The organism is Aeromonas bestiarum, from assembly GCF_000819745.1.
Classification (GTDB): Bacteria; Pseudomonadota; Gammaproteobacteria; order Enterobacterales; family Aeromonadaceae; genus Aeromonas; species Aeromonas bestiarum.
Map to the genome: position 1 here is coordinate 154,496 of NZ_CDDA01000008.1, position 25,928 is coordinate 180,423.

Here is a 25,928-nt window from a genome sequence, read left to right on the forward strand (position 1 = left end):
GATGAACCAGGCTCCTGATGAGGATTAGGCCTCGTTGGCGTGGGCCTTCTGGCACCCTTCGACCGCATGGGCAATCAGCTCAAGCGCGCTCTTGTCGCACGGGGGCAGTTCGGCATCGCATGAGTTGATAGGGGTGACGCGATCGCCCCACTTGATGATGGCCGCGCCCCAGGTCAGACCGGCACCGAAGGCGGCGGTCAGCAGATAGGAGTTCGGCTTGACGCGGCCCTGCTCCAGCGCCTCGCACAGGGCGATGGGCACGGTAGCGGCGGAGGTGTTGCCGTAGTTTTCGATGTTGACCATCACCTTCTCCATGGGCGCGTTCATGCGCTTGGCCAGGGTTTCGATGATGCGAATATTGGCCTGGTGCGGCACTATGAGATCGACCTGCTCCGGGGTGATGCCGGCCTGGCTCAGCACTGTGCCTGTGGCTTCACCCATGCCGCGCACGGCGCGCTTGAAGATCTCCGGGCCTTCGAAGTTGAAGGTGAAGAGCCCATCCACATCGGCAAAACGCACCCGATCGGTACCAAAGTTCGGGACGTGCAGTATCTCCCGCGCTTCGCTGTCACAGCCGAGCTTGTTGGCGATAAGGCCGCACTCCTGCTCGCTCGCTTCTATCACCACGGCCCCGGCGCCATCGCCAAACAGCACTGCGGTATCGCGGCGCGCCCAGTCCAGCAGATAGGTCAGGCGCTCGGCACCTATCACCAGCACCTTCTTCATCATGCCGGTCTGTACCAGGGAGGTGGCGACGGAGAGGGAGTAGACAAACCCGGTACAGGCGGCGTTGAGGTCGAACACGGCGGCGTTGACGGCACCGAGCTTCTTTTGCACCGCAGAGGCGGCATTGGGCAGCAGGTTATCCGGAGTCGCGGTCGCCAGTATGATGCCATCGAGATCGCTCGCTTCCAGGCCCGCACAGGCCAGGGCGCGGCGACCGGCCAGGGTGGCGAGATCCGAGGTGCTGACGTGGGAGATCCGGCGGGCCTTGATACCGGTACGCGGATAGATCCATTCATCCGACGTATCCATGATGGTGCTGAGGTCATCGTTGGTCAGCACTGAGGGGGGCAGACATTTGCCCCAACCGGTGATATTGGCGTATTTCATCTTGTTACCGCTTCTCAAAGTGGATCGCCCGCGGGCGGAAAATCGCGCAATTATGCCGCACGGAGCAACCACTGTCATCTTGTGGTCATGGTTATCTGGCAGGGAAGAGGCGTAAAACCGCCGAAAATAGCGGGAAATTTTGCTTAAAATCGAGGACTCGCCTGCCCTAAGATAGGGCTTTCCACCATCCAACGGGGCCGCCCCTTGCACAAAGCCAACCTCAACCTGCTGCCGACCCTCAAGGTGCTGCTGGAGACCCGCAACATCAGCCGGGCGGCCGAGTTGCTGCACCTGAGCCAGCCCTCCATCAGCAAGCAGCTAAGCCAGCTGCGCAGCGAGTTTGGCGACGACTTGCTGGTGCGGGAGGGGCAGCGCTGGCTGCTGACGCCACGGGCCGAGACGCTGGCGGCGGCATTGGCGGATTCCCTCGGTGCGCTGGATCGGCTCTACGAGGCACCGGGTTTCGACCCCGGTCGCTGCGAGCGGGTGTTTCGGCTTGCCTCGTCCGATTATGTGGCCCAGCACATCCTGCCCGATATCTGCGCCGCGCTGGCCAAAGAGGCGCCGCTTGCTGCGCTGGAGTACAGCCTGTGGGACAAGCGCCAGCTGCCCCAGCTGTGGCAATCCGAGCTGGATCTGGTCTCCACCATCACGGAGCTGGTGCCGGAGCAGATCCGTGGCCTGCATCAGGGGGAGGACAGGCTGGTGGTGCTGATGGGCCGTCATCACCCCTTGGCGGGCAAGCCACTCAGTCTGGATGACTACCTCGCCTGGCCCCATCTGCAGGTGAGCGGTGGTGGTGACAAGGACAGCCCGGTGGAGCAGGTGCTGGCGCCGCAGGGACTTAACCGGCGCTGGTTTGCCAGGGTGCCCTTCTTTCAGGCCGCGGTGGAGGTGTTGCTGCGCACCGACTGTTTGATGACCACCCCGGCCCATATCGCCTGGCAGCTCTCCCGCGAGCAGGATCTCGCCTTTTGTGATCTGCCGTTTGCCACCCGCACCCAGCAGTATCATCTGCTGTGGCACCAGCGCCATCATCAGGATCCGGCTCACAAATGGTTTCGCGAGCTGGCCTATCCCTTCTTGCGCGAACACCTGCAGCGCACGGTCGCCGAGAGCCGCAAGCTGTTGGCTGGCGTCCGCTAGCCGCAGTCGGTTGTGCCAGCCTATAGCCGTTGGCTATGGGATCTATTCATAACTTTCACTTCTGGCATAACTGGCCGCCCCTTACCCTGAGATCCGCTGCTGATATTCGGCTTACAGGTAGGGAAAAATATGGAATTGACGAGTTGGCTGGCACTGGCCGCAATCTGCGTGATGGGGGCCATCAGCCCGGGGCCGAGTCTGGCGCTGATCATCCGCAATACGGTGCAGGGGGGGCAGGGTCACGGGGTGGCAACCGCGCTGGGTCACGGCCTTGGCGTTGGCATCTATGCACTGATTACCGCACTGGGGCTCTCCGTGCTGATCACCCAGACACCGCTGCTGTTTGATCTGATCCGTTACGGCGGCGCCGCGTTTCTCGCCTGGCTCGGCATCAAGGCGCTGCTTGCCAGGCCCGCCTGCGAGTCGGCCGAGGAGGTGGTCCACCAGTTGCGTGGTCGTCAGGGTGCCTTTGAAGGCTTTATGGTCGCCTTTCTCAATCCCCAGCTTGCCATCTTCTTTATCGCCCTGTTCAGCCAGTTCGTACGGGCTGATACCGGCTGGAACGAAGGGGGGATCATGATGCTCACCGCAGGTGGCATAGATGCGCTCTGGTACGTGCTGGTGGCGCTGGCGCTCTCCCGCGGTCCAGTTCTTGCGTGGCTCAAAGCCAAATCCTTCGTGATCGACAAGGTGAGTGGTCTGGTGCTGCTTGGATTGGCCTTGAAGGTGGTGCTTTAATCCTCCCGTGGATGATCTGCTACTGGCCTGGCTCAAAGCCAAATCCTTTGTGATCGACAAGGTGAGCGGTCTGGTGCTGCTGGGGCTGGCGCTCAAGGTAGTGTTCTGAGGTTCGCTTGTCAGCGGCTCGCGCCATGAGGGCAGGGCCGCTGAACGTATACCCGGCTCCACGGGCGGGACTGCGATCTCCGGACTTTTAATCCTGTATCTTGCGGTGATCTTAAGCGGGATCAAGGCAAGCAAAGGGCGACTGACCTAGAGTGACGGGCATTTTCTGTCTGCCGATAGACTCAGAGACCATGCACCCACAGACCCATAGTCACGCGCTGAACCGCCTCGAACTGCTGGCGCCAGCCAAGAACCTCGCCTACGGCATCGAAGCCATCAACCATGGCGCCGATGCCGTCTACATGGGCGGCCCCGCCTTTGGTGCCCGCAGTGCGGCGGGCAACTCCCTCGACGATATCGAAGCGCTGGCGCGCCACGCCCACCGTTTCGGCGCCCAGGTCTTCGTTGCCTTCAACACCTTGCTGCACGACAGCGAGCTGGAGCAGGCCCGGCGCCTGACCCACCAGATTTATGAAGCGGGGGCCGATGCGCTCATAGTGCAGGACATGGGGCTGCTGGCACTGGACTTGCCCCCCATAGCGCTGCACGCCAGCACCCAGACCGACAACCGCACGCCAGAGAAGGTGAAGTTTCTGCAGGATGTGGGCTTCTCCCAGGTGGTGCTGGCGCGCGAGCTCTCCTTGGCACAGATCCGCGAAATAAGCGCGGCGACCAAGGTGCAGCTGGAGTTCTTTATCCACGGCGCGCTCTGCGTCTCCTACAGCGGTCAGTGCAACATCAGCCATGCCCGCACCGGCCGCAGCGCCAATCGCGGCGAGTGTGCCCAGCTCTGCCGCTTGCCCTGCTCGCTGCAAAAGCCGGACGGCGAAGTGCTGGTGGAGGACAGTCACCTGCTCTCCTTGAAAGACATGGATCAGACCGACAACCTGGAGGCGCTGATCGCGGCGGGCATTCGCTCGTTCAAGATCGAGGGACGCCTCAAGGGGCTGGATTATGTCAAGAACGTCACCGCCTGGTATCGCCAGAAGCTCGACGCCATTCTGGATCGCCGCTCCGATCTGGTGGCCGCCTCGGCGGGGCGTTGCAGCTACAGCTTCGAGCCGGATCCGAAAAAGAGCTTCAACCGTGGCTCAACCGACTACTTCCTCAATGGCCGCCAGCAGGGGATCGACTCCACCCTAAGCCCGAAATACGTGGGCGAACCGCTGGGCCGCGTCACCAAGGTGACCCGCGATGGCATAGAAATCGACGGCAAGCCCGTCACCCTCAACAACGGCGACGGCCTCGGCTTTTTCAAGCCTAACAAGGAGCTGGTGGGGATGCGCCTCAACAAGGTGGAAGGCAAGCAGTTACTCCTGTCGGAGCGTATGCCGGGCTTGACGGTGGGCACAGAAATCTACCGCAACCACGATCAGGCATTCAGCAAGATGCTGGAAAAGGCCAGCGCGGATCGCCGCATCCGGGTCGATATGCAGCTCTGTGAGTGCGATGAGGGATTGCGCCTCACGCTCACCGACGAGCAGGGCATCAGCGCCGCGGTGACGCTGCCTTGTGACAAGCAGCCTGCCGACAATCCGGAGCGGGCGCTGCAACAGGCGCGCGACCAGCTTGGCAAACTCGGCAATACCCTGTTTGTGGCCCGCAAGATTGAGTTGGCAGTAACGAGGCCGCTATTCATTGCGGCATCACAGCTCAACGGGCTGCGCCGGGACGGCATAGCCGCGCTGGAGGCGGCGCGCGTGGCCAGCTACCAGCGCCCCGAGCGGCGCATAGCCCTGCGCGATGTCAGCTATCCCCAGCACCGCCTTTCCTACCTTGGCAACGTGCTGAACTCGGCCGCCGAGCAGTTTTTCCGCGAGCACGGGGTGGAACGCATCGCCCCCGCCTATGAGGCGAACAAGGATGAGGGGGAAGTGGTGCTGATGACAACGAAACACTGCATCCGCTACAGCCAGAACCTCTGCCCGAAAGAGGTGCCCGGTCTCAAGGCCGAGCCGCTGGAATTGAAGATGGGCAAGGACATCTTCCGGCTGCGCTTTGATTGCAACCGCTGCGAAATGCAGGTGATGGGGAGCCTCAAGCGTTAATGACCTCTGCGGCCCCTTTCCGGGCATAGGGCGGCCGCGGATTCGATGGCAGTATAGGGAGGATAGAGAGGGAGCTTGCCCGAGCACGTATATCCCGCCGGGATAAGCAAATGCCCTCGGGATCTCCGTGAGTAGACAAAGGAACTGTCATGAAAATCAATGCATTGCCGTTTTGCACGACCCACTGGGCCGATATAGCGCCGACCGAGCACAAGGGGGAAACCGGCGTCGCCCGCTGGCATACCCAGAGCTTTGGCGAGCTGCGGGTGCGGATGGTGGAGTACTCCCCTGGCTATCTGGCGGATCACTGGTGCAGCAAGGGGCATGTCCTGTTGTGCATCGAGGGGGAGCTGCACACCGAGTTGCAGGATGGCCGCGTCTTCACCCTGACGGCGGGCATGAGCTATCAGGTGGCCGACAACGCCGAGCCCCATAGATCCTTCACCGAACAGGGCGCCAGGCTCTTTATCGTCGACTGAGCCGTTCACCTTCTTTTGCTGCCACCGAGGCCAACCACCATGCTCGAACTCAGACCCAACTGTGAATGCTGTGACCAGGATCTGCCCGCCGACACGGGTCTTGCCTATATCTGCTCCTTCGAGTGCACCTTCTGCGCCGATTGCAGCGAGCACTATTTGCAACTGATTTGCCCCAATTGTGGCGGTGAACTGGTCAGGCGTCCCCGTCGCCCCACGGCCAAGCTGGCGGCCAATCCTGCCTCCATCAAGCGTGTCTTCAATCCGGCCCTGAAAAACCAGCCTTAAGAAAAAGGAGTGGCAGTTCGAGCATCCGGTGCTGACGGTCGTGGCTGCATGCCCGGGCCTTGTGCTTGTCTCTTCTTCCCGCATGGGAGAAGGGGGGGGTCAATACGAAGGGAGCGGCTGGGTGTCTGCAATGTCTCTTTACGAACGCTTGATGAGGCTTGGCTAATCAAGCCTGCCTTGCTGTGCCGGTGGGCGAGTGCCCACCGGTAGATTCGGTTGCAACCATGGTAAGTTGCCAACGACACACTATGGCTTGGCGAATTGATCGGCGCTGAGCACCTCGATGCCAACGAAGGGTTGCTCGCCCTCGACCCAGGCATCGTGCCCCGGCGGTATGGTGTAGGACTCGCCGGCGTTGATGGTCTTGAGGGTGCCGTCCGTCAGGCGGACAGTGAGCGCCCCCGAGACGGCGTAACCCACGTGCGAGAGCTGGCATTGCTCCGTCTTGACGACAGGTTTGATGCAGTCAGACCAGCGCCAGCCGGGGGCAAAGTTGAACCGCCCTATGGTGTAGCCATTGAGTTTAACGACCTCGACCCGGGTCTTGTCGGGAGTGCGCACCTCGTCGGGGGCGCCGTGGGACCTCACCTGGAATTGAGTGACCGTGACTGGAGTGGACATGTTTTCTCCTCGTTTCAAACGGATTGCAGCCGATGGCTGCGATCGGATCGCCAGGAAACACGCCGTGATCTCGATAGTCAGCAAGCTGCCAACGCGCAGCGTCATCCCGGTCTTCGAAGTATTCGCCCAAACTCCCGTCGGCGCTCTGGTTTGCTGCCGTTATGGGCAAGTTTTCACCCCATGTCAGGCGCGCGCTGCACTGGAACGGCCAGCCTTGCCGGGTCTATCGAAAAACATGGTTGTTATTCAATAGCTTGGCTGATGAGGGCGAGATGAGCTGGCATTGGGTTACGTCTGGCGCCGAGTGTGACCAGGGCCTTCCTGGCAGGGCAAACGGCAAGGGTTGGGCTGCCCCTGGCGTGGCGGCAGGGATCCTGGGCTCAGAGCGCGATCCCCTCGAGGCGCAGCAGTACCTGCTTGATGGGCAATCCCCCCGCATAGCCGGTCAGGCTGCCGTTTTGGCCGATCACGCGATGGCACGGCACTATGATCGACAGCGGATTGCGGCCGTTCGCGGCGCCGACCGCACGGCTCGCACTCGGTTTGCCGATGACGCGGGCAATCTCGCCGTAGCTGCGGGTCTCGCCATAGGGGATATCGCACAGCGCCTGCCAAACCGTTTGCTGAAAAGCCGTACCATTGGCGGCGAGCGGCAGCGTGAAGCGCTGCAGGCGCCCGGCGAAATAGGCGTCAAACTCGGCAAGATAGGGGGCGAGCGCCTTACCGTCTTGCTGCCAGCCGCTCATGTCGGGCAGCGCCCGCAGGCCTGCCACAAAGTCCACGTGTACCAGGCCGCGCGCGTTGATGGCGACCAGCAGTTCGCCGCAGCTCGTTGGCAGCATGTCATAGCGGATCATGGGTTATCTCCTCGTCATGGCTTTGGGGCGCCTTGCTCCCCGTGGTGGGTGACACCAGGTTTGCGATGGCACTCGCTGTGGTAGTCAATGGCTGCTTGATCAGCAGGGCCGGTTGTTCGCTCATGGCGTGCCACAGCCAGCTCGCGGCATAGCCGCGCCACGGTTGCCACGCCGCGCTTTGCGCCAGCACCTCCTTCACCGGCAGCTTGTCGCCGCCCCCCAGCGCCTTTTGCAGCACGAGATCGGAGGCGGGGAAGGCGTCGGGATCCTGCCCGCAGCGCAGCCGCCAGTAAGCGACCGTCCAGGGACCTATGCCCGGCAAGGCCAGCAGTTGCTCGTCGCTGGCCGTGGTCAGGGAAAGCGCACCGCTTGCGAGCGCGGCGGCGAGCCCCTGCAGCGTGCGAATACGGCTGCTGGGCATGCCGATGCCGTCGAGATCCAGTGTGCAGAGCTGCGCCGGAGTGGGCAGCTGCGCCACCCCGAACTGCGCCTCGTTACGCGCCACCAGTCGCCCCATGATGGTGATGGCGCCCTTGACCGACACCTGCTGGCCAACGATGGCGCGCAGCATCACCTCGTACTCATCCCAGCCGGCGGGCAAGCGCACCCCGGGCCAGCGCGTCTGCAGGCGCGCCAGCAGCGGATCCTGCCCGAGCCGCTCACCGATGCGCTGCATGTCGGCGTCGAGATCCCACATGCGGCGCACGCGATACAAGAGATCAGGCAGCGCCGCGGGCGGCAGATCATGCACAGTAAGCCTGATGCTATGGCCCTTGCCCTGCTCGATGCGGATCCAGCCCGCGTGATCGCCGACGCTATGGCGCCGCTCGTACGCATCGCCATCGACCCGCTCCAGCCCGGGGATGGCCCGCAGCCGGTAAAACGCCAGCATGGCCGCCACGTCATAAGGCGGGCGATAGGACAGTTGCAGCGTGAGCGCCGCGCCGCTCTCGGTGACGTCGGCCCTTCCTTCACGCTGGCGCAGCGCCCGGGGCGCCAGGTCATACGCCTGGCTCCAGGCATCGTTGAAGCGGCGAATGCTCGCAAAGCCCGCCGCAAACGCTATGTCCGTGATGGGCAGTGCAGTTTCGGTCAGCAGCCGTTTCGCGAGCAGCAGCCGGCGCGTCTGCTCCACCTGTTTCGGTGACGCACCGAGGTGCTGCTCGAATTGGCGGCGCAGCGTGCGCTCGCTTATTCCGGCCTCTGCCGCCAGTGCGGCGAGCGAGCCGTCCGCCAGCTCGCCGCGATCGATCCGCGCCAGCAAACGGGCGAGTTCGGGCGGCAGATCGCCGCGTGCTGCGGGGGCCAGCTCGGGGCGACAGCGCAGACACGGGCGCAGGCCATGTTGCTCGGCCGCGGCAGCGCTTTGGAAGTAGCGCACGTTGTGCTCGTGCGGTGGCCGCGCGGGGCAGACGGGGCGGCAGTAGATGCCGGTGGAGAGCACGCCGGTAAAGAAGCGGCCATCGAAACGCGCATCGCGGGCGAGCCGGGCGGCGTGGCATTGCTCGCGGTTGAGGCTCGGGATCCCCTCATCCTGGTGGTGGTCACTGGCTGGTGGCGAGTTCATGGTCCTGGCGCTCCGTTCTGGGTGCATGGATGAGAGAGTAAGGGGGAGGGAAGGCGGTGACTAGCCAGAAACGGACTGCAATTGAAATAAAAACGTCGCCGGGAGAGCCGCTGTGGCGAGGTTGAAAGCGGTCGAACCGGGCGGGCAAGTGTGAGAATCTGGGGTGACAACATCCAAGGAGGATAGCACCATGCCAGGACCCGCCCGCGCCGGCGCCCTGATCTACGCCAGGGATCTCGGCCTGCTGACCCACTTCTACCGCACCCTGCTGCAGATGGACATTCGCAGTCAGGATGCCGCTTTTGTCGTGATGGAGAACGACGACATCCAGCTGTTGATCCACGCCATTCCCGAGTCGATTGCTTGTGATATTGATATCCAAGTGCCACCGCAGCTGCGGGAACAGGGGGCGATAAAATTGTTCTTTACCGTGCCAAGCCTCGCCTGGGCCGAGGCCAGGGCGGCCGACCTCGGTGGTGGCCTGTTGCCGCAGCAGTGGCCGGGGCCTGGCTTCGTGCTGCGCAATGCGTTTGATCCGGAAGGCAATATCCTGCAATTGCGCGAGTTTTTGAGCGTCCCCGATCCTCTCTGAATCCGGTTGTTTGCCAATGAAAAACGGGGCAGCCAAGCTGGCCCGTTGCACTTTTCACTCGCTGGCGCTGCATCCGTTATTTCAGGTAGCGCTGCTCCAGATGCTGGCGCAGCCAGCGCGGGTTCAGCGCCTCGCCGGTCGCGCGGCGAATGAGCTCGTCCGTGCTGTGCTGGCTGCCCTGTGACCAGATGTGGCGGCCAAGCCATGCGAGTATCTCCGGCAGGCGGCCCGCCTCGATCACGCTGCTCATGTTGCCCAGCTCCCGCTCCAGCGCGAAGCGCAGCTGCGCTGCATACATGGCGCCGAGCGTGTAGCTTGGGAAGTAGCCGAACGAGCCGTCCGTCCAGTGAATGTCCTGCATGCAGCCATTCTGGTAGTTGCCCTGGGTGGAGAGACCGAGCCACTTCTGCATCTTGGCATCCCACTGCTCGGGCAGATCGGCCACCTCGATGTGCCCTTCGATGAGGTCGCGTTCCAGCTCGTAGCGCAGGATCACGTGCGCCGGGTATGTCACCTCGTCCGCATCGACCCGGATAAAGCCGGGCTCGACCCGGTTGTAGAGCTTCGCCAGGTTCGCCGGCGCAAACGCAGCCTGCTCGCCAAAGTGGGCGCGAATGCGCGGCACCAGCAGCGCCAGGAAGGCGGGATCGTGGCCGAGCTGCATCTCGCAGAACAGGCTCTGGCTTTCGTGAATGCCCATGGAGCGCGCTTCGGCCACCGGTTGACCCAGCAGCTGGCGCGGCAGCCCCTGCTCGTAACGCGCGTGACCCGTCTCGTGCACTATGCCCATCAGGCTGGAGACGAACTCCCGCTCGTTGTAGCGGGTGGTGATGCGCACGTCGGTCGGCACGCCGCCACAGAAGGGGTGACTGCTCACATCGAGCCGGCCGTGGGCGAAATCAAAGCCGAGCAGCCCCATCACCTCCTGACCGAGCGCCTGCTGGCTCGCGATGGGGAAGGGCCCCTGCGGGATCAAGATCGATTCATGCTTCTGCTGTTCACTCACTTGCTGGATCAGGCCGGGCAGCCAGCCGGTGAGATCGCCGAAGATCTGATCGAGCCGCGCACTCGTCATGCCGGGTTCGTACAGCGCCAGCATGGCGTCGTAGGGGCGCACATCAAGTGCCTCTGCGCGAAGGCGCGCCACTTCTCGCGACAGCGTCACCACCTCCTTGAGATTGGGAGCGAAGCCTGCCCAGTCGTTGTTTTTGCGCTGGCTGCGCCAGGCGTGCTCGCACTTGCTGCCGGCCAGCGACAGCGCCTCGACCAGATCTGTGGGCAGCAGACTCGCATCCTGCCAGTGGCGCTTTATCTCGGTGAGGTTCGCGCGCTGGATCTCATCCAGTGGTTCGCTCTCGGCTTTGGCTATCCAGTCGCCGAGCTCGGGGGCGGTACGCTTTTGATGGATCAGCACACCGAGTTCTGCCATGGCCTCGGCGCGTGCCTCGTTGCCGCCCTCCGGCATCATGGCGGCCTGATCCCAGCCGCAGATGGCGCTGAGGTGGGAGAGCCGGTGCAGCTGTTGCTGATGTTGTTCAAGTTTTTGATATGACATGGGATTGTCCTTGTTATCGTCCCTGATGGTATGCCCCGTACCTGGCATGATCGGGGCCGATCGATGCTAACACTGCCCTCGTGCGTTTTACCACCCTGGCCTAGGATGACTGACCAGATGACAGGCGCTGGCTAGCCGAGCCGCTTCTGGTGTCGCTCGCGGTTCTCCGCCTTCTTGCGCTCGCTTTTTCGCAGCAACACATAGAGGGCGCCACTGCCGCCGTGGCGGCGCTCTGCGCTGTGCATGGCCATCACGGCCGGCAGTTGCGGCAACCAGGTGCTGACATGGCTTTTCAGCTGGGCGCGCGGTGTGCTGCGCTCCCCCTTGCCGTGCAGGATCAGCAGGCAGCGGATGTCCCGCACTTCGCAATCCGCAATGAACTGCACCAGGCTCTGGCGCGCCTCGTTGAGCGTCTTCTGGTGCAAGTCCAGGCTCGCCTGCAGCTCATATTTGCCGAGCCGCAGCTTCTTGTAGACCCCCTCCTGCACACCGTCGCGCTTGAAGCCGACGATGGCGTGGGGATCGAGCAGCTCGACCGCCTCCATGCTGAGGTGATCCAGAGTCAGTTGCTCGGCGGTTGCGGCCTGGCGACGGGCCAGTTGCGCCTCGGTCGGGGCGGATGTGCCCGTGAGGGAGAGGGTGTTGTCGCTGCGAATGGGCCGCACGTCGGCCACTTCCTGCAGAAACAGTGAGAGTTCGTCGTCATGAGACACGGCAGGCTCCCCGCATTGGAATGAGCGGGCATTATAGCGGGGGAGTCGGGGTCAGAAAATGGGGCTAGCCAGTCAGACGGCCCTGTCAGTCGGGCCGGGCAGGCGACAACAGGCGATCGGGGGATCGCCTGACGAGATGTGTTACTGCTCCTCTTTCGGCGGCTTGGCGTTCATCACCTTGTAGATGAAATAGGCCGCGTAGGAACTGATCAGCAGGAAGGTACCGATAATCACCAACATGGACATGAGCCCCACGCTGTTGCCGAACATCAGGTTCATCCAAAATTCCATCTCATGCACTCCTGTCATCCCATTGATGACAGGCATGATAGATACCTCTTTGGGAGTGACGAGATGATCTCGATCAAGTCCCGTGGTGGTTATTTAACCGGCAGCCGGATCTGTGAGCGGCCTCGCACTCGGCCAAGCCGCCGGGCAGATCAGGCGCACGGATGGGGCATCACTTGGCGGCCGTGCCTGGGCCAGGCGTTGTGAGCGGTGTGATGCGCCACCCCTGCTGCTCCAGCAGGGCGATCAACCCCTGGTCGCCATAAAGGTGGAGAGCGCCTACCACGATAAAGCTCTCGTTCGGCAGGGTCGGCCACTTCTTCAGCCAGTTGCGGTTGCGCTCCGCCAGCAGGGTCTGCTCCAGCCAGGCTTGCAGCTTGGGCGGCGCCATCTCGGCTTTGAGCAGGTTGACCAGGGCGGCCTGATCACCCTCCTGCCACGCCTTCATCACGTCGCGAAAGCCGGTTTCAAGCTGGGGCAGCTCATCTAGGGTGCTCTCCAGCATCAGGGTCTGGTTGTCACCGACGCTGGCGAGGTAGCCGAGCTGTTCGAGCAGGGTCTCGAAGCCGATGATGGGCTTGCCGCTCTCGGTGGCGCGCTTGGCGAAGTGTTGATCCACCCCGAGCGCGCTGCTGAAACCGGTACGTTCCAGCGCCGCCTGGGTCAGGGTGATGGCCGCAAACCAGGGGCGCAGCGGGGAGAGCATGTTTTCGGTCAGGCCATTCTGGCCGGCGGCTATGATGGTGCGCCGATACAGATCGAGCGGCACGTGATCCTTGAGGGTCTTGCCATCCACCAGCCGGGTGATGGCGCCCATCTCCCGCCACTGCGTCTGGCTGATGTGGGTCAGGTCGGCCTCCATCACCAGGGCGCGACTCTGTTGCCAGGCGCGCTCGACGGGATCGGGCAGCGGATAGAGCGAGGGTTTGCCCGCATGAATGGAGCCCAGCAGCCAGTGCTGCTGGTCACCCTTGTTCACCCGATAGAAGGCGGGGTCGGCAAAGGCGGTCAGCGGCAGCAGCAGGCAGAGCAGGAAGGAAATCAGCGTGCGATGAAATCTCATGAGGCACCTTATGTTGGCGGGATGGCTTCTCTTCATAACAATAAGCCCTATGATAAGTCCTCATTCGTCACAGCCAAGAGGTTTCCCATGCCCCATCTTCGTTTTCGGGCCATCTCCGTCGATACCCTGCAGCAGATAAGCACGCCCCTGCTGGCGGATCTGTGCGCCCTGACCGGCGGCAAACCGGAGTTTGTCACCATGGAGTGCATCGACAGTCACTGGGTACGCGGCGGGGTGATCGAAGCCGGTTTTCCGTTCGTGGAGCTGGTCTGGTTCGAACGACCGCAGGAGCTGCAAGATGCCGCCGCGGCGCTCATCACCCGCCACCTGAAGGCGGCGCTGGGGGAGCAGACCTATGTGGTGGTGCAGGTGCTGCCCATCGTCAAAAGCCACTACTACAGCGACGGTCAGCACTATTGAGGCGAGGGTAAACAGGGTTGGTGCGTCGGGTTACGCCGCTACGCGGCCAACCCGACCTGGGTTGCTGGATGCCCATATCCTCCAACGGGATCAGGCCGACTTGGCGAGGATCCTGTCGAGCCAGCGGCTTGGCAGCAGGCGGCGCAATACCGCAAACAGCCGGGTCGGAAAGGTGACAGGGTAGCGATGCTTTGGCCGCTTGCTCTGCAGCGCATGCAATAGCGGCGGTATGCAGGCTTCGCTTGGCAGCGTGAAACCGCTGGTGGCTCCCTCTTTTTCCAGCCGGGTCAGGGTCTGGCGATAGGCACCCTGATGGCGGCTCTGGGCCGGATCTATATGACGCACGAAGGCGGCGCGGGCATTGGCGCGAAAGCGGGTATCGATGGGGCCCGGCTCGATCAGGCTGATGTGCACGCCGCTGCCTTCGAGTTCCAGGCGCAGCGTGTCTGTATACCCTTCCAGCGCAAACTTGCTGGCGTTGTAGGCGCCGCGATACTTCATGGCCACCAGCCCCAGCACAGAGCTGTTCTGCACTATCCGTCCCTCTCCTGCCGCCAGCATGGCCGGCAGTATCTGGCGTATCAGGTGGTGCCAGCCAAACAGGTTGGTGTCGAACTGGGCACGCAGTGCCTCCGTGGGCAAGTCCTCCAGCGCGCCGGGTTGGCCATAGGCACCGTTGTTGAACAGGCCATAGAGACGGCCCCCCGCCAGCGCCAGCGCCTCTGCCGCCCCCCGCTCTATGCTGGCGGTGTCCGCGAGATCCAGTTGAACCGCCAGCAGACCCTGCTGTTGCAGCTGTGCCACATCGTCGGCCTTGCGGGCGGAGGCGATCACGGTGAAGCCGTGAACCCCGAGCGCCTTGGCGGCGGCGAGGCCGATGCCGCTGGAGCAGCCGGTGATGAGCACGAAGGGGTGGGGCATAAAGGTCATCCTTGTTGGCGACCAGAGCCTGGCCGAAGCGGGCATGGTAGCCCGAGCGCGACAAAAAAGAAAACCGGGCCACGTGGCCCGGTTTGCTGAGGTTCTACCACCTGCTTACAGTATGGTGAACGGCATTATGATGTGGAACTTGACGTCATGCTCGGAGGCGAAGATGTTCGGGTATTCGGTCCAACCGCCGCCCTGGCTGATGTCGTTGTTGTAATCCGTGTAGTGCAGTTTGAACAGGGTGCCTTTCAGCTTGCCATCCTGCACCGTGTACATGACGTCGAAGTTGGCTGCCCATTCGGTATCTTCACCGTTGGTGGCCTTGGTGCCGTCGCCTTTCTGGATATCCCAGCCGTAGGCGCCGGAGACACCGACGGACCAGCCAGGTGCACCCACCAGATCATCCAGGGAACGGGTCACGCCGAAGAACAGTGCTTTCTCGTTGTTCGCGTTCCAGTCGGAGCGGGAATCCCACCAGATTTCGTTCGCGCCCTGAGAGTTGCCGTAGCCACGGGTCAGACGGGGCAGGTAGTTGCCTTCGTTACCCTCGGCCTTGGTCCACAGACCTTCCAGACGGAAGCCGTACGGGCCTGTGCCCCAGGCGGCGGTCAGCGCTTGTTGCCATGCCATGCCGTCATAGGTCTCGATGTCGGCACCACCCTTCTGATAGGTGTCGGTTTCGGAACCGTAGAACTGATAGCTGGTGGAGAGGCCGTTCAGCACGTCGAATTTATGGGCCAGCTTGAAGTGGTAGCTGTCCATGTATTTTTCGGAGTTACCGTAGGAGCCGGTGATGGCGGTGCCATTTTCGAAGGTATAACGTGCGGCTACACCCTGGATGTAGTCGATGACGTTTTCATCGGCGAACGGATCCATCCATGCCTTGGCGCGGGAGAACTTCTGGGTCTCCTTGTACCAGGGGGACTTGTACTCGTCGGCGATGGCGTAGGTCAGGTAGAGGCCACCGAAGTTACCCTCGATCTGGCCACCACGGTAGGTACCCGGCTGATAGGACCAGTTCACACCGATCACGCCCGGTACGTAGAGCTGGGTCAGACCGCCCTTGGCTGTGATGGCACCGTCCAGTGCTTTCAGTTTCAGCGAGGCGTTGGCCAGGCTGAAGCCACCTTCGGGGGAGCCATCCTTGTAGTTTTCGCCCCACTTGTTGCCGGCGAAGGAGAATTCGTTCTCCTGGTTGACCGCATGGTTCTCGGTCACGGCCAGGTCATAGGCACCGAAGCCACCCACGTCGATACCGACTATGTCCCAGGCATAACCCGAGTTGAAGTTAAGGGAGGCCTGGGTGGTGGCGTGGCTCAGGTTGGACTGGTATTTGCCTTCTTTCTTGGCGGCAGTCGGGTCGCCATCGATACGTTGACGATCACGCTGGAAGTAGAAGAGGCCACCGTTGAGTTTGCCTTCTTCATAGAATTTGCTGGCGGCGGCAGCATAGGCAGGACCGGCTTCGTCGGCAGCGAATGCCATACCGGGGGCGACCAAGGCGGCAACAACGGCTGCGCTCAATGCGGCACGCTTGAAGATCACTTTTTCCATTTTGTATTGCTCCTGATTTTATGGACTTAGCTTTTTTGTCCGGCAGTCAGGCGATGGCCCGCCGCTCGGTATTGGCATTGCAATCAAAACCCCGTAGGGCAAAAAATTTCTGGTAGCTCGTCTGCGGCCGCGACGTCTTGGCACATCTGCGGTGGGCAGTTCTGTTCATCACATCATTTTATTTTTTGTGTTCCGATTCTTGGCTATCGGACAATTCCAAGAGTACGTTCGCGGTGCGAAATATCAATGAAAAGTTCCCACCAAGTTTCAAAAATATGACCGAGTGCAAATAATCATGGATCTTGTTGTGGACACTCCCAGCCCGCTCATATCGGCGCTGATAGCGTTTTCAGGTGAAATTGTTCAGCGACGCGGGCGGATCTCTCACAAGGGGCATAACTTTTTTCGTTAACCTGTATGCAACAGATAATTTTGTGGCACAAAAAAAGATATGCCCCCCGCTTTGGGGGCGGGGGCAGGGGACTCGGAAGGGGAGCCGGACGGAAGATTCAGGCCTGATGGCCGAGGATGCGAGGGATCTGGCTGGCTTGATGATGGATGTGCTCCGACACCTGCACCGAGAGCCGGCTGCCCTGGCGGGCGTGCTGGCTGATGCGCGCGATGAGATCGGCGAAGCTGGCCAGCTTGTGTTCCTGGCTCTTGGCGTTGTCCGCCCCTTGCAGCGCTATGACGGCTGTGCTGCGCGCCATCTCCCGCACCGCCTGGGTGGTCTGGCGCAACTGCTCCGCCTGCTGGCGCTGGGCGGCTGCTTCCGAGGTGATCCGCGCCAGCACGGTGCCGAGCTGATCTCCCGCCTGGGTGAGCCGCGTCAGGATCTCTGTGATCTGGCCAAGGGAGCGCTGAGTATCGGCGGAGAGGTGGCGCACCTCGTCGGCCACCACCGCAAACCCGCGCCCCTGTTCCCCCGCCCGTGCCGCCTCTATGGCCGCATTGAGTGCCAGCAGGTTGGTCTGCTGGGCTATGTGGCCTATCACGTCGACGATGGCGGTGACATCATCCACCGAGCGCTTGAGCTGGGTCAGGGCGCCACAGCTCTCGTCGATGGCAAGCCCGGTCTGGGCCGTGGCCTGCAACATGCCTCCCACCAACTGCTCGCTCTGGCTCATGGAGTGCTCGTTGTGCTGGGCGTGCTGCGCTATCTCTGCGGCCACCTGATGCACCTCGCCGGCCAGCTGGTTCAGCTCGTTCATCATCAGATCCCCCTCGTCCACCGCCTGCTCGGTGGTGCGCGTACTGTGGTGGATCTCTTCGACCTGATTGACCATGCCCTGCAGGCTCAGTGAGACCGCCGACAGCTGCCCCTCCTTTTGCTGCTGCTCCTGTTGCAGGCGCATGATGAGGCGGTTGTAGCTGGCGACTATGTCGCCGAGTTCGTTGCGCTCGCGCCCCTGGGGCAGGGTCTCGGCCTGACCCGTCTCGTCGAGTTGCAGAAAAGCACCGCGCAGCCGCAGCAGCGGCGTGACCAGCCAGCGGCGCTGCACCAGGGCAAACAGCAGCGCGACCAGCACCAGACAGAGCGCCAGGCTGCCGAGGATGAGGGCCAGCTCCTGGTGGACCGCCTGCCGCCCGGCTGCAAGCTCGGCCCCCATCTGGTTGGTGGCCTGCAACATCTGGCTGATGTCCTGCTGCACCGCCTGGCGGGCAGTCTGCTGCTGTTGCAGCGCCTTGCGGCTGTTTTCCAGCTCTTGCGGGTAGCGCGTGAGCAGGGAGAGCAGTTCGGCTTTGGGCAGATCGCCCAGCTCCTTGCGCTCCGGCTCACCCAGGGTGAACTCGTCGGCAGGCGGCGCAGCAAACAGGCCGAGCAGCGGCAGGGCGGCCAGTTGCTGCACCTGCTTTTGCATGGCAGCCAGCTCGAACGTCAGTCCCTCCAGCAGCTTGGGGCTGGCCTGTTCCATGTAGTTCTGGCGCAGGTGACCGAGCCCGGGCAGGGCCGCCAGTATGTCGGTGGCACCCTGGCGGTATCGATCCGCGCTGGCCGGATCTGCACCCGTCGCCCCCTGCTGGCCATAACGCAGCAGCGCCCTGGCCTGGGCGGTCAGCTCGTTTTCGGCGTTTTGCAGCAGCCACTGGCTGTTGCCGGAGAGCTTGCCCGCCGCCAGATAGTCGTTGTCGATGCGCGTTCCCATCTGCTCGAGCAGGGCGCGTAGCGGGGCTGTGAGCGCAGCATCCTGCTGCGCCAGCTGGGCGAGTGCCTGCTTGCGCACCCCTTCGGCCTCAGTCAGGCGCAGGGGATCGCCGCTGGCGAGGTAGTCGCGCAAGGTGCCTTGCAGTGTGCCGGTCAGTCGTTGTTGCAGCCGTTCGTGTTGATGCTGGGCTTGTTCGGCCCGGTTCAGCTGCTGCCAGCCATGAAACAGGGCGCCGGCTTGCACGGCGGCGACCAGCAGCAGTACCAGGGAGGAGAGGGAGGCGTAATGGGCTATTTTCACGTCAGGATTCCTGCTTGAGCCACGGGAATGGAAGTCGGCGTGAGCTTAAGCAGGAGAGATGGCGTTTTTATGACAGCCGCTGCAGGGCGGTGAGATCATGACAACGAAGGCGCGGCTGGCTCCTTCTGCTTGCCGGCGGCAGGCGACTTGCCCAGCATGCCGAGCAGGGCGCCCCCCATGATGAAGGCCCCGGCCAGCAGGTGACGGGGCGTCAGCTGTTCGCCATTGAGCAGCACCAGAGCCAAGGTGCTCAGCAGCGGGGTCAGATAGGCCAGCGCCCCGATGCGACGGGGATCTCCGTCTCGCAGCGCCAGATACCAGGTGACGAAGGCCGCCCCCATGGGCCCGAGCGCCAGCCCCAGGATCAGCCACCAGTCGCCGGCGGGGATCTGTTCGAGGGGCAGCGGCCCTTCCAGCCAGAGTGCCAGCAGCAGTGCCAGCAATCCGGCGGGCAGGCAGGCCGCCGCCGTCACCACTGCCGGGGCCGGCGGCAGCCGGCGGGAGAGCACAGAGTAGGCGCCCCAGATGATGGCGGCGCCGAGCGCCAGCAGGTAGCCGGGCAGATAGGCCTGCTGCAGCTGCAACTCGCCGTTGACCATCACCAGCACGGAACCCGCCAGCCCGAGCGCGCCGGCCAGCAGGTGGCGGGCATGGAGCGGATGGCCCGGCAGCAGCAGGGGGGTGAACAGTATGATGCACAGGGGCCAGAGGTAATTGATGAGGTTCGCCTCCAGCACGGGGGCGTGGCGAAAGCTCATGAACAGCAGCAGATGGTAGAACAGCAGCGCCGCCACAGTGACCAGCCAGGTGATGGGGCGAGCCCGCCACTGGCGCCAGAACGGCAGGGCGCCGGCGCCACAAAAGAAGAGCACCAGCCCCACCAGCACCAGAGGTGACACGCTGGTGATCCGGGAGGTGAGCGCCGCCAGCGAGGCCCACAGCAGTATGGTCAGCAGCGCAAAACCGGTGGACCTGTCCCACCAGGAAGAAGCAGACATCCAACACTCCTTTGCAAGATGAATAGAAAGAGGGCCAGTCTAGCAGACCGGCCCTCCCTGAGGTGCAGTGGTTTTGAGCGCGCATCGGTATAGGCCCCGCTGGCAGGGCCTATACCGGCCGCTTGCTACAGACCGAAGGTTTCCTGCAGCGCCTGCATGTCCTGGGTGCTGACCCCTTCCGGCTCGAAACCGCTGGCGAGACACATCAGGTGCAGCTTGGCCCCCTTGTTCGCCACATCGACGAAGTCAAAGGCCATCAGTGCATCCGTCCCTGTGGCCACGGCACCATGTTTTTCCCAGATGGCCACATCGTGCTGGCGCAGGGCGGCCGTGGTGCCATCCGCCATGGTCTGGCTGCCGGGCATGCAGTAGGGCACCACACCTATGCCGCGTGGCACGAAGGCCCGCACCTCGGGCAACATCTTCCAGCAGGCGTGGGTGTAAGCGGCGCTGTCACGGGCATAACGGGGATGGTGAGAGAGCGCAATCAGCTCGAGCGGATGTGTGTGTACCACGCAGCGATCGGCTGCGCCCCGGCGCTGCTTGTCCATGACGATTTCCACGTGGGAGATGAATTCGCTGGTGGGCTGGTAGTCGTGCAAGCCACGGCCTCCCCACAGGATATGGTAACCCCGGGCCTCGTCATCGATCCGCAGGACGCAGCCCGCGAGCTCCGGGCTGCGCAGCTCGCGTATGCGTTCCCCCGTGCCCTTGACGAAGAAGACATGACCGGCGCTGTCGGCCGGGAAGGTGCCTTCTCCCCCTACCATGGACAGGGGGCAGTGGGGATACTGGCTCAGGTCGGCGGGCGCCTGCCCAAAGATGTCGGTGAGATCGACGGAGATGTTGCCGCCGTTGCGCTCGGCCCACTCTCGTTGCCACAAATAGGCGGATACCTCGACGACCTTCTCGATTTCAGCCCGCACGGCTGCGTTGAATTCAATCTGCTGCATCATTTCCTCTACCTTGCGTTGAAGAGCCATTGTGAGTGGGGCCACTGTAACCAGTGGCGCGGCGTCGAGCCTCAACGGGGGCGCCAAGCCAGGAGTGGAGTTGGCCGGATTTTCAAGAAGTGCACAAAGGGGCGGAGGGCTGGATGCAGGCTGCTGAAAACAGAGAGGCCGCCCGAGGGCGGCCGCTTGTCGTGTCGGGTTCGGGGTCAGAACGCGGCTTGATAGAGGGCCAGCAGCTCTGTCTTGCTGGCCACCCGGGGGGCACAGCCGGAACAGGGATCGGCGGCGGCGGCATCGACCCAGCCGGCGAGATCCCCAGGCTGTATACCGAGTTCATGCAGGCCACCGGGAATACCCACCCGGGCGGAGAGTGCGCGAATGGCCTGGATGGCGGCAGCGGCGGCACCAGCCTTGCTCATGGCGCTGGTATCCACCCCCATGGCGGCGGCTATGTCGGCGAAGCGATCCTCCCTGACGGCCAGATTGAACTCGCAGACCACCGGCAGCAGGATGGCGTTGCACACGCCGTGCGGCAGGTTGTGGGTGGCGCCGGGCTGATGAGCGAGAGAGTGCACGTAGCCAAGCCCTGCGCTGTTGAACGCCATGCCGGCCAGGAACTGGCCGTGGGCCATCATCTCGCGAGCGGTCAGATCCTGACCGTTCGCCACCGCTTGCGGCAGATATGCGGCAATCACCCGGATGGCGGCGAGGGCCGAGTGATCGGTCAGCACATGAGCACCGATGGAGACATAGGCCTCGATGGCATGGGTCAGGGCATCCATGCCGGTGGCGGCGGTAACGGCCGGGGGCAGCCCCACCATCAGGGTGGGATCGTTGACTGCCACTGTCGGTATCAGTGCAGCGTCTATGATGACCATTTTGACCTTGCGCCGGGTGTCGGTGATCACCGCATTGCTGGTCACTTCGGCGGCCGTGCCCGAGGTGGTGCTGATGCAGGCCATGAAGGGGCCCGTGTGGACGACCTTGCCGATGCCTTCGAAGTCATGGATCTGTTTGCCCGGGTTGGCAACCAGGGCGCGCACCGCCTTGGCGGTATCCATGGCGCTGCCACCGCCAAAGCCGATGAGTGCATCGCACTGCCCGGCCTGCCAGTTTGCCAGCGCCGCGCTGGCAACCTTATCGGTCGGGTTGGGCTCTACGCCGTCATAAACCTGGGGGGTGAAGCCATGATCACGCAGTGCGCCGAGCAGACCGTCTAGCAGACCAAGCGAGATCAGGGCTCGCTCGGTCACGATCAGCGGACGACGGGCGGGCTGGTTGCACATCAATTGCACCAGATCGTGGATGGCTCCACTGCCGGACAGGCTGATCTGGGGTAGACACAATGCAAAGGCCATCAGATATCCCTCTTCGTTGGATGAAATTAAGGGGATATTAAGCTTGTTGTGGCGGACGGCCTTTAACCTTTGGCCCGTGAGGGAAATATAGTGGCCAAGAATTAAAGTTTATTTATAGCGTTTTCTGTATTGCAGTGGCGTCAGCTCAAAGGCATGGTGAAATTTGCTCGAAAAATAATTTCCATCATTGAATCCACTCTCAAAGGCAATATCGGTAACCGATTTATTGGTATGGCTGAGCAACCAGGATGCATGGCAGAGTCGCACTCGTCCGAGATAATTGTTGGGGGTCAAGCCAGTATATTCCTGTATTTTTCGGTTCAGGGTGCGCAGCGGAATGGAAAAACGTTCAGACAGTTGGCTCCAGTCGATCTCTTCCTGATAGTTTTCATCGAGATAATTAATGAGGGCCAACAGCCTTTCCTGATCTCCTTCCCCCTTGCCGCCCGCTTCCCCTCCTTGCTGACGGGTACGCCAGAGCAGCACGGCCAACTGGGAAAACAGTGCTTCGATCATCACCGGAGAACAGGCATCTCGCCGGCTGTTTTCTGCCGCTATCTGGTTCAGCAGCAGCTCGCTCTGCGGTTGCAGGGAAGGGGGCAGTCGCAGTCCGCCACTGGCCGGATGGCAGCTGGTTTGCAGCAGGGTTTGCAACCCGTCTGCGAAGTGGAATCCCTCCGGCCTGAACAGCACATTGGTCAGGCAGAGATCCTTCATCTGATCGAACATGTGGGCATCGTCTTCGCGCAGGTAGAAGACACTGCCGCGGCGGATATGCACGGCGCTGCCGTCCGTGATGTGGATGGCACAGCCAGATTTGATCAGCACGAGTTCATGAAACGAATGACAGTGCTCCGGAAAGGGTTCCTGCGGAGCGCGTGGTAATACGTTGATGACCTTGTTGTGGTCAAAAAAATCGGTCTGCTGCAGGCGAAACATGGTCGATCTCTTCATGAGGTGATGAGCAGTGAATATGCGCAGGCGCCGGCTCCGGTCAATCAAATAGCACGGGTTTCGTGAGGGTTTTCACAGTTACCTCGCATTTATTTATCAACAAGTCTCGATTGCTTCCTTTTGCGCAGTGGCGTTATTTGACCTCACTCACACAATTGTCATTCAGTTTCTATTTCTCGATTTTTATGCCAGCTGAGCATATTTATTTGGCCACAACAGAAAGGTTGCCAACCATCAGGAAACCTAGAGTGACGACATCGAAATTTATGGAGTCGGTTCGATGTCAGTCAATATTGCGGCAGTGGATTTAGGCGCCTCCAGCGGGCGGGTAATATGGGCCAGCTATGATCCGGTCAATGACAATATCACCATGCAGGAGATGCATCGCTTTACCAATGGCATGGTGCATAGCAATGGGCATGATTGCTGGGAACCGGAACGGCTCTTTTCCAATATCTTGCTCGGGCTGGAAAAAATTGATGCCGCTGGCATTGCGCTCGATGCGGTGGGTATCGACTCTTGGGGGGTCGACTTTGTACTGCTGGATGCGGCGGGCCAGATGCTCGGTGACGCTGTGGCTTATCGCGATGCCCGTACCGACGGCGTGCCGGAGCGGGTCTGGCAGCAGTTGTCCCGCGATGAGATCTATCGTCGCAGCGGTATCCAGTTCCTCAAGTTCAACAGCCTCTATCAGATCCGGGCCCTGCTCGATGAAAAACCGGCCTGGCTGGACAAGGTCACCCGTCTGCTGCTGATCCCCGATTACCTGCACTATCGGCTGACCGGCCAGTTCAGCTGCGAATTTACCAATGCCTCCACCAGTCAGCTGGTCAATGCCCGCAGCAGGGATTGGGATCCCGAACTGATCGGGTTGATCGGCGAAGGGGGCAAGTGGCTGCAGCCCATCGCCACCCCCGGCACCCGGCTGGGTCACTGGATCAGCCCCTCCGGCCGTCAGGTCAGCGTCATCCTGCCTGCCACTCACGACACCGGCTCGGCCATAGTCGCCACCCCGCTGAGTGGACGCGGCGCTGCCTATATCAGCTCGGGCACTTGGTCGCTGGTCGGGGTCGAGCGCAAGGCTCCGCTGACCGATGCTGCCGCCCTGGCTGCCAACCTCACCAATGAAGGGGGAGTGGAGGGAACCTGGCGTCTGCTCAAGAACGTCATGGGGTTGTGGCTGGTGCAGGGGCTGCAGGCGCTGTGGCCGCAGCTGGGCTTCGCAGAGTTGGTGGCGCAGGCGGAACAGGCCGAGCCCTTTGCTTACCTCATTCACCCCAACGACGAACGTTTTCTCAATCCCGCCTGCATGCGCAGCGCCATCCAGCATTTCTGTCAGGAGACGGGACAGGGCACGCCGCAGAACCCGGGCGAGCTGGTGCGCTGCGTGCTGGACAGCCTGGCGCTGTGCTACGACCAGGTGCTCAGGGAGCTGGAGAGCGTCACCGGCGAGCCCATCACCAGGTTGCATATCGTAGGTGGCGGCTCCCAGAACCGGTTGCTCAACCAGCTTTGCGCCGACATCTGCCAATGCACAGTGCTCACCGGGCCTGTGGAGGCCTCGGCGCTCGGCAACATCGGCTGGCAGCTCAAGGGGCTGGGCCTTTTACAGGATCTGGCGGACGTGCGCCGCCTGATCCGCCACAACACCCGCATCGACACCCTGCATCCGCATGAGGTCCCGCAGCTGGACCATTACCGGACGCGCTTTGCCGCGCTCTGCGCGCACACCCATTCAGACACGTTAATCGAGGAAGTTGTATGAACCCGAATATTGAAACTGCCTTTGCCCTGGCCAAACAGCAATATGCCGCCCTCGGCGTCGATGTGGAACAGGCGTTGACTACCCTGGCCACCATTCCCGTCTCCATGCACTGCTGGCAAGGGGACGATGTCGGTGGCTTCGAAGCGGATGCCGGCGCCCTGACCGGCGGCATTCAGGCGACCGGCAACTATCCGGGCAAGGCGCGCGATGCCATCGAGCTGCGTCGCGACCTGGATCTGGCGATGTCACTGATCCCGGGGGCCAAGCGGCTCAACCTGCACGCCATCTATCTGGAGGCGGAGGGCCCGGTTGCGCGGGACAAGATTGAACCCAAGCACTTCGCCAACTGGGTGAGCTGGGCCAAGGAGAGAGGCGTGGGTCTGGACTTCAACCCCAGCTGTTTCTCCCATCCGCTGAGCGCCGATGGCATGACGCTGTCACATCCGGATCCCGAAATCCGCCGCTTCTGGATCGATCACTGCAAGGCGAGCCGTCGTATCTCGGCCTCCTTTGGTCAGGCGCTGGGTACGCCGTCCGTGATGAACATCTGGATCCCGGACGGCATGAAGGATCTGCCCGCCGACCGGCTCGGGCCGCGTCAGCGGCTGATGGCGGCACTGGATGAGGTGCTGGCCGAGCGGATCGACGAGGCGCACCACATAGATGCCGTGGAGAGCAAGTTGTTCGGCATAGGCGCCGAGTCCTACACGGTCGGGTCGAACGAGTTCTACCTGGGTTATGCCAGCTCCCGTGACATAGCCCTGTGTCTGGATGCCGGCCATTTTCACCCCACCGAGGTCATCAGCGACAAGATCAGCGCGGCCTCCCTGTTTGTCCGGCACCTGCTGCTGCACGTCAGCCGCCCGGTGCGCTGGGACAGCGACCACGTGGTGCTGCTGGATGACGAAACCCAGGCCATCGCCAATGAAATCATCCGCAATGAGTTGCTGGCGCGGGTGCATATCGGCCTCGACTTCTTCGATGCCTCCATCAACCGCATCGCGGCCTGGGTTATCGGTACCCGCAACATGAAAAAGGCGCTGTTGCGTGCTCTGCTCGAGCCCATTGAGATGCTGCGTCAGGCCGAATGCAAGGGGGATTACTCGACCCGGCTGGCCCTGATGGAGGAGACCCGCAGCCTGCCGTGGCAAGCAGTCTGGGACTACGCCTGCGCCCGTGAAGGGGTTGCGGTGGGCGTCGACTGGCTCGACGCCGTCAAGGAGTACGAGGCGCAGGAGCTGCTCACTCGTCGCTGAGTTCACCCTCTGCCGACGCCCGCCATGTGTGGCGGGCGTCAGAAAAACAACAAAAACAGCGCGGTTGTCATCAAGGACGCTTCCCTCCATCGGGAAGCAAAAACACAATCAAACCTCAAGCAA

The 25,928-nt window shown here is 62.3% G+C and carries 25 protein-coding genes; 10 read left to right on the plus strand and 15 right to left on the minus strand.

What is annotated here, in order from left to right; genetic code table 11:
• Positions 1 to 24 precede the first annotated feature (24 nt).
• Positions 25 to 1,113 (minus strand): ketoacyl-ACP synthase III, encoded by a 1,089-nt coding sequence (locus tag BN1118_RS04335; protein WP_043135054.1) that lies wholly within the window; start codon positions 1,111 to 1,113, stop codon positions 25 to 27.
• 204 nt (positions 1,114 to 1,317) lie between these two features.
• On the opposite strand from BN1118_RS04335, the gene BN1118_RS04340 reads away from it, so the two are divergent.
• The 5 genes from BN1118_RS04340 to BN1118_RS04360 all read left to right on the plus strand — a co-directional run bounded on the left by BN1118_RS04340 (position 1,318) and on the right by BN1118_RS04360 (position 5,917).
• Entirely contained in the window at positions 1,318 to 2,259 is a 942-nt protein-coding gene (locus BN1118_RS04340) for a LysR family transcriptional regulator (RefSeq protein ID WP_043554707.1), read from the plus strand.
• A 129-nt stretch (positions 2,260 to 2,388) separates the two neighbouring features.
• Positions 2,389 to 2,997 carry a LysE family translocator gene (locus tag BN1118_RS04345; RefSeq protein WP_043135051.1) on the plus strand — a complete coding sequence of 203 codons (609 nt, stop codon included), beginning with the start codon at positions 2,389 to 2,391 and terminating at the stop codon, positions 2,995 to 2,997.
• 299 nt (positions 2,998 to 3,296) lie between these two features.
• Positions 3,297 to 5,153: a peptidase U32 family protein gene (locus tag BN1118_RS04350; RefSeq protein WP_043554708.1), complete on the plus strand. Its 1,857-nt coding sequence runs from the start codon at positions 3,297 to 3,299 to the stop codon at positions 5,151 to 5,153.
• A gap of 149 nt (positions 5,154 to 5,302) precedes the next feature.
• Positions 5,303 to 5,632 carry a DHCW motif cupin fold protein gene (locus tag BN1118_RS04355; RefSeq protein ID WP_043554709.1) on the plus strand — a complete coding sequence of 110 codons (330 nt, stop codon included), beginning with the start codon at positions 5,303 to 5,305 and terminating at the stop codon, positions 5,630 to 5,632.
• 39 nt (positions 5,633 to 5,671) lie between these two features.
• A complete protein-coding gene (locus BN1118_RS04360) occupies positions 5,672 to 5,917 on the plus strand; it encodes a DUF1272 domain-containing protein (RefSeq protein WP_043554710.1) in 246 nt (81 codons plus the stop codon).
• Positions 5,918 to 6,163: 246 nt separating this feature from the next.
• On the opposite strand, the gene BN1118_RS04365 is transcribed toward BN1118_RS04360, so the two are convergent.
• The gene (locus tag BN1118_RS04365) at positions 6,164 to 6,538 is read right to left on the minus strand and encodes a cupin domain-containing protein (protein WP_043554711.1); all 375 of its coding nucleotides are present in this window, start codon (positions 6,536 to 6,538) and stop codon (positions 6,164 to 6,166) included.
• On the opposite strand from BN1118_RS04365, the gene BN1118_RS21575 reads away from it, so the two are divergent.
• The gene (locus BN1118_RS21575; protein WP_156994817.1) at positions 6,537 to 6,791 is read left to right on the plus strand and encodes a hypothetical protein; all 255 of its coding nucleotides are present in this window, start codon (positions 6,537 to 6,539) and stop codon (positions 6,789 to 6,791) included. The two genes, BN1118_RS04365 and BN1118_RS21575, sit on opposite strands and share 2 nt — an antisense overlap.
• A gap of 127 nt (positions 6,792 to 6,918) precedes the next feature.
• Here BN1118_RS21575 and BN1118_RS04370 read toward each other — a convergent pair whose 3' ends face one another.
• The gene (locus tag BN1118_RS04370; RefSeq protein ID WP_043554712.1) at positions 6,919 to 7,395 is read right to left on the minus strand and encodes a methylated-DNA--[protein]-cysteine S-methyltransferase; all 477 of its coding nucleotides are present in this window, start codon (positions 7,393 to 7,395) and stop codon (positions 6,919 to 6,921) included.
• Positions 7,382 to 8,962 carry an AlkA N-terminal domain-containing protein gene (locus BN1118_RS04375; protein WP_043554713.1) on the minus strand — a complete coding sequence of 527 codons (1,581 nt, stop codon included), beginning with the start codon at positions 8,960 to 8,962 and terminating at the stop codon, positions 7,382 to 7,384. The genes BN1118_RS04370 and BN1118_RS04375 overlap by 14 nt, the downstream gene beginning before the upstream one ends.
• A gap of 190 nt (positions 8,963 to 9,152) precedes the next feature.
• On the opposite strand from BN1118_RS04375, the gene BN1118_RS04380 reads away from it, so the two are divergent.
• Complete coding sequence (locus BN1118_RS04380; RefSeq protein ID WP_043554714.1) at positions 9,153 to 9,554, plus strand: VOC family protein; 402 nt, start codon at positions 9,153 to 9,155, stop codon at positions 9,552 to 9,554.
• Positions 9,555 to 9,630: 76 nt separating this feature from the next.
• On the opposite strand, the gene BN1118_RS04385 is transcribed toward BN1118_RS04380, so the two are convergent.
• The 4 genes from BN1118_RS04385 to BN1118_RS04395 all read right to left on the minus strand — a co-directional run bounded on the left by BN1118_RS04385 (position 9,631) and on the right by BN1118_RS04395 (position 13,173).
• On the minus strand, positions 9,631 to 11,109 hold the full coding sequence (locus BN1118_RS04385) for a carboxypeptidase M32 (RefSeq protein WP_043554715.1): 1,479 nt from the start codon (positions 11,107 to 11,109) through the stop codon (positions 9,631 to 9,633).
• 131 nt (positions 11,110 to 11,240) lie between these two features.
• Entirely contained in the window at positions 11,241 to 11,822 is a 582-nt protein-coding gene (smrA, locus tag BN1118_RS04390; protein WP_043554716.1) for a DNA endonuclease SmrA, read from the minus strand.
• 141 nt (positions 11,823 to 11,963) lie between these two features.
• Positions 11,964 to 12,149: a DUF3149 domain-containing protein gene (locus BN1118_RS20980; protein WP_098984905.1), complete on the minus strand. Its 186-nt coding sequence runs from the start codon at positions 12,147 to 12,149 to the stop codon at positions 11,964 to 11,966.
• A 133-nt stretch (positions 12,150 to 12,282) separates the two neighbouring features.
• Positions 12,283 to 13,173 carry a TraB/GumN family protein gene (locus tag BN1118_RS04395; RefSeq protein WP_043554717.1) on the minus strand — a complete coding sequence of 297 codons (891 nt, stop codon included), beginning with the start codon at positions 13,171 to 13,173 and terminating at the stop codon, positions 12,283 to 12,285.
• An 87-nt stretch (positions 13,174 to 13,260) separates the two neighbouring features.
• Between BN1118_RS04395 and BN1118_RS04400 the strand changes: the two genes are divergently transcribed.
• Positions 13,261 to 13,593, plus strand: coding sequence for a DUF1904 family protein (locus tag BN1118_RS04400; RefSeq protein WP_043554718.1), 333 nt, complete (start codon positions 13,261 to 13,263; stop codon positions 13,591 to 13,593).
• A 90-nt stretch (positions 13,594 to 13,683) separates the two neighbouring features.
• On the opposite strand, the gene BN1118_RS04405 is transcribed toward BN1118_RS04400, so the two are convergent.
• The 7 genes from BN1118_RS04405 to BN1118_RS04435 form a co-directional block, all read right to left on the minus strand.
• On the minus strand, positions 13,684 to 14,514 hold the full coding sequence (locus BN1118_RS04405; RefSeq protein ID WP_043135036.1) for an SDR family oxidoreductase: 831 nt from the start codon (positions 14,512 to 14,514) through the stop codon (positions 13,684 to 13,686).
• 114 nt (positions 14,515 to 14,628) lie between these two features.
• Positions 14,629 to 16,074: an OprD family outer membrane porin gene (locus tag BN1118_RS04410; protein WP_043554719.1), complete on the minus strand. Its 1,446-nt coding sequence runs from the start codon at positions 16,072 to 16,074 to the stop codon at positions 14,629 to 14,631.
• Positions 16,075 to 16,583: 509 nt separating this feature from the next.
• A complete protein-coding gene (locus BN1118_RS04415; RefSeq protein ID WP_043554720.1) occupies positions 16,584 to 18,521 on the minus strand; it encodes a methyl-accepting chemotaxis protein in 1,938 nt (645 codons plus the stop codon).
• Positions 18,522 to 18,616: 95 nt separating this feature from the next.
• Positions 18,617 to 19,519 carry a DMT family transporter gene (locus BN1118_RS04420; RefSeq protein ID WP_043554721.1) on the minus strand — a complete coding sequence of 301 codons (903 nt, stop codon included), beginning with the start codon at positions 19,517 to 19,519 and terminating at the stop codon, positions 18,617 to 18,619.
• 125 nt (positions 19,520 to 19,644) lie between these two features.
• Positions 19,645 to 20,475, minus strand: coding sequence for a rhamnulose-1-phosphate aldolase (rhaD, locus tag BN1118_RS04425; RefSeq protein ID WP_209428854.1), 831 nt, complete (start codon positions 20,473 to 20,475; stop codon positions 19,645 to 19,647).
• A gap of 203 nt (positions 20,476 to 20,678) precedes the next feature.
• The gene (locus BN1118_RS04430) at positions 20,679 to 21,830 is read right to left on the minus strand and encodes an iron-containing alcohol dehydrogenase (RefSeq protein ID WP_043554722.1); all 1,152 of its coding nucleotides are present in this window, start codon (positions 21,828 to 21,830) and stop codon (positions 20,679 to 20,681) included.
• 108 nt (positions 21,831 to 21,938) lie between these two features.
• Positions 21,939 to 22,769 (minus strand): helix-turn-helix domain-containing protein, encoded by an 831-nt coding sequence (locus tag BN1118_RS04435; protein WP_043554723.1) that lies wholly within the window; start codon positions 22,767 to 22,769, stop codon positions 21,939 to 21,941.
• Between the two features lie 295 nt (positions 22,770 to 23,064).
• Between BN1118_RS04435 and rhaB the strand changes: the two genes are divergently transcribed.
• Positions 23,065 to 24,549, plus strand: a complete 1,485-nt coding sequence (gene rhaB, locus BN1118_RS04440; RefSeq protein WP_043554724.1) for a rhamnulokinase — start codon at positions 23,065 to 23,067, stop codon at positions 24,547 to 24,549.
• Positions 24,546 to 25,805 carry an L-rhamnose isomerase gene (locus BN1118_RS04445; protein WP_043554725.1) on the plus strand — a complete coding sequence of 420 codons (1,260 nt, stop codon included), beginning with the start codon at positions 24,546 to 24,548 and terminating at the stop codon, positions 25,803 to 25,805. Before rhaB ends, BN1118_RS04445 begins: the two co-directional genes overlap by 4 nt.
• Positions 25,806 to 25,928: the final 123 nt, after the last annotated feature.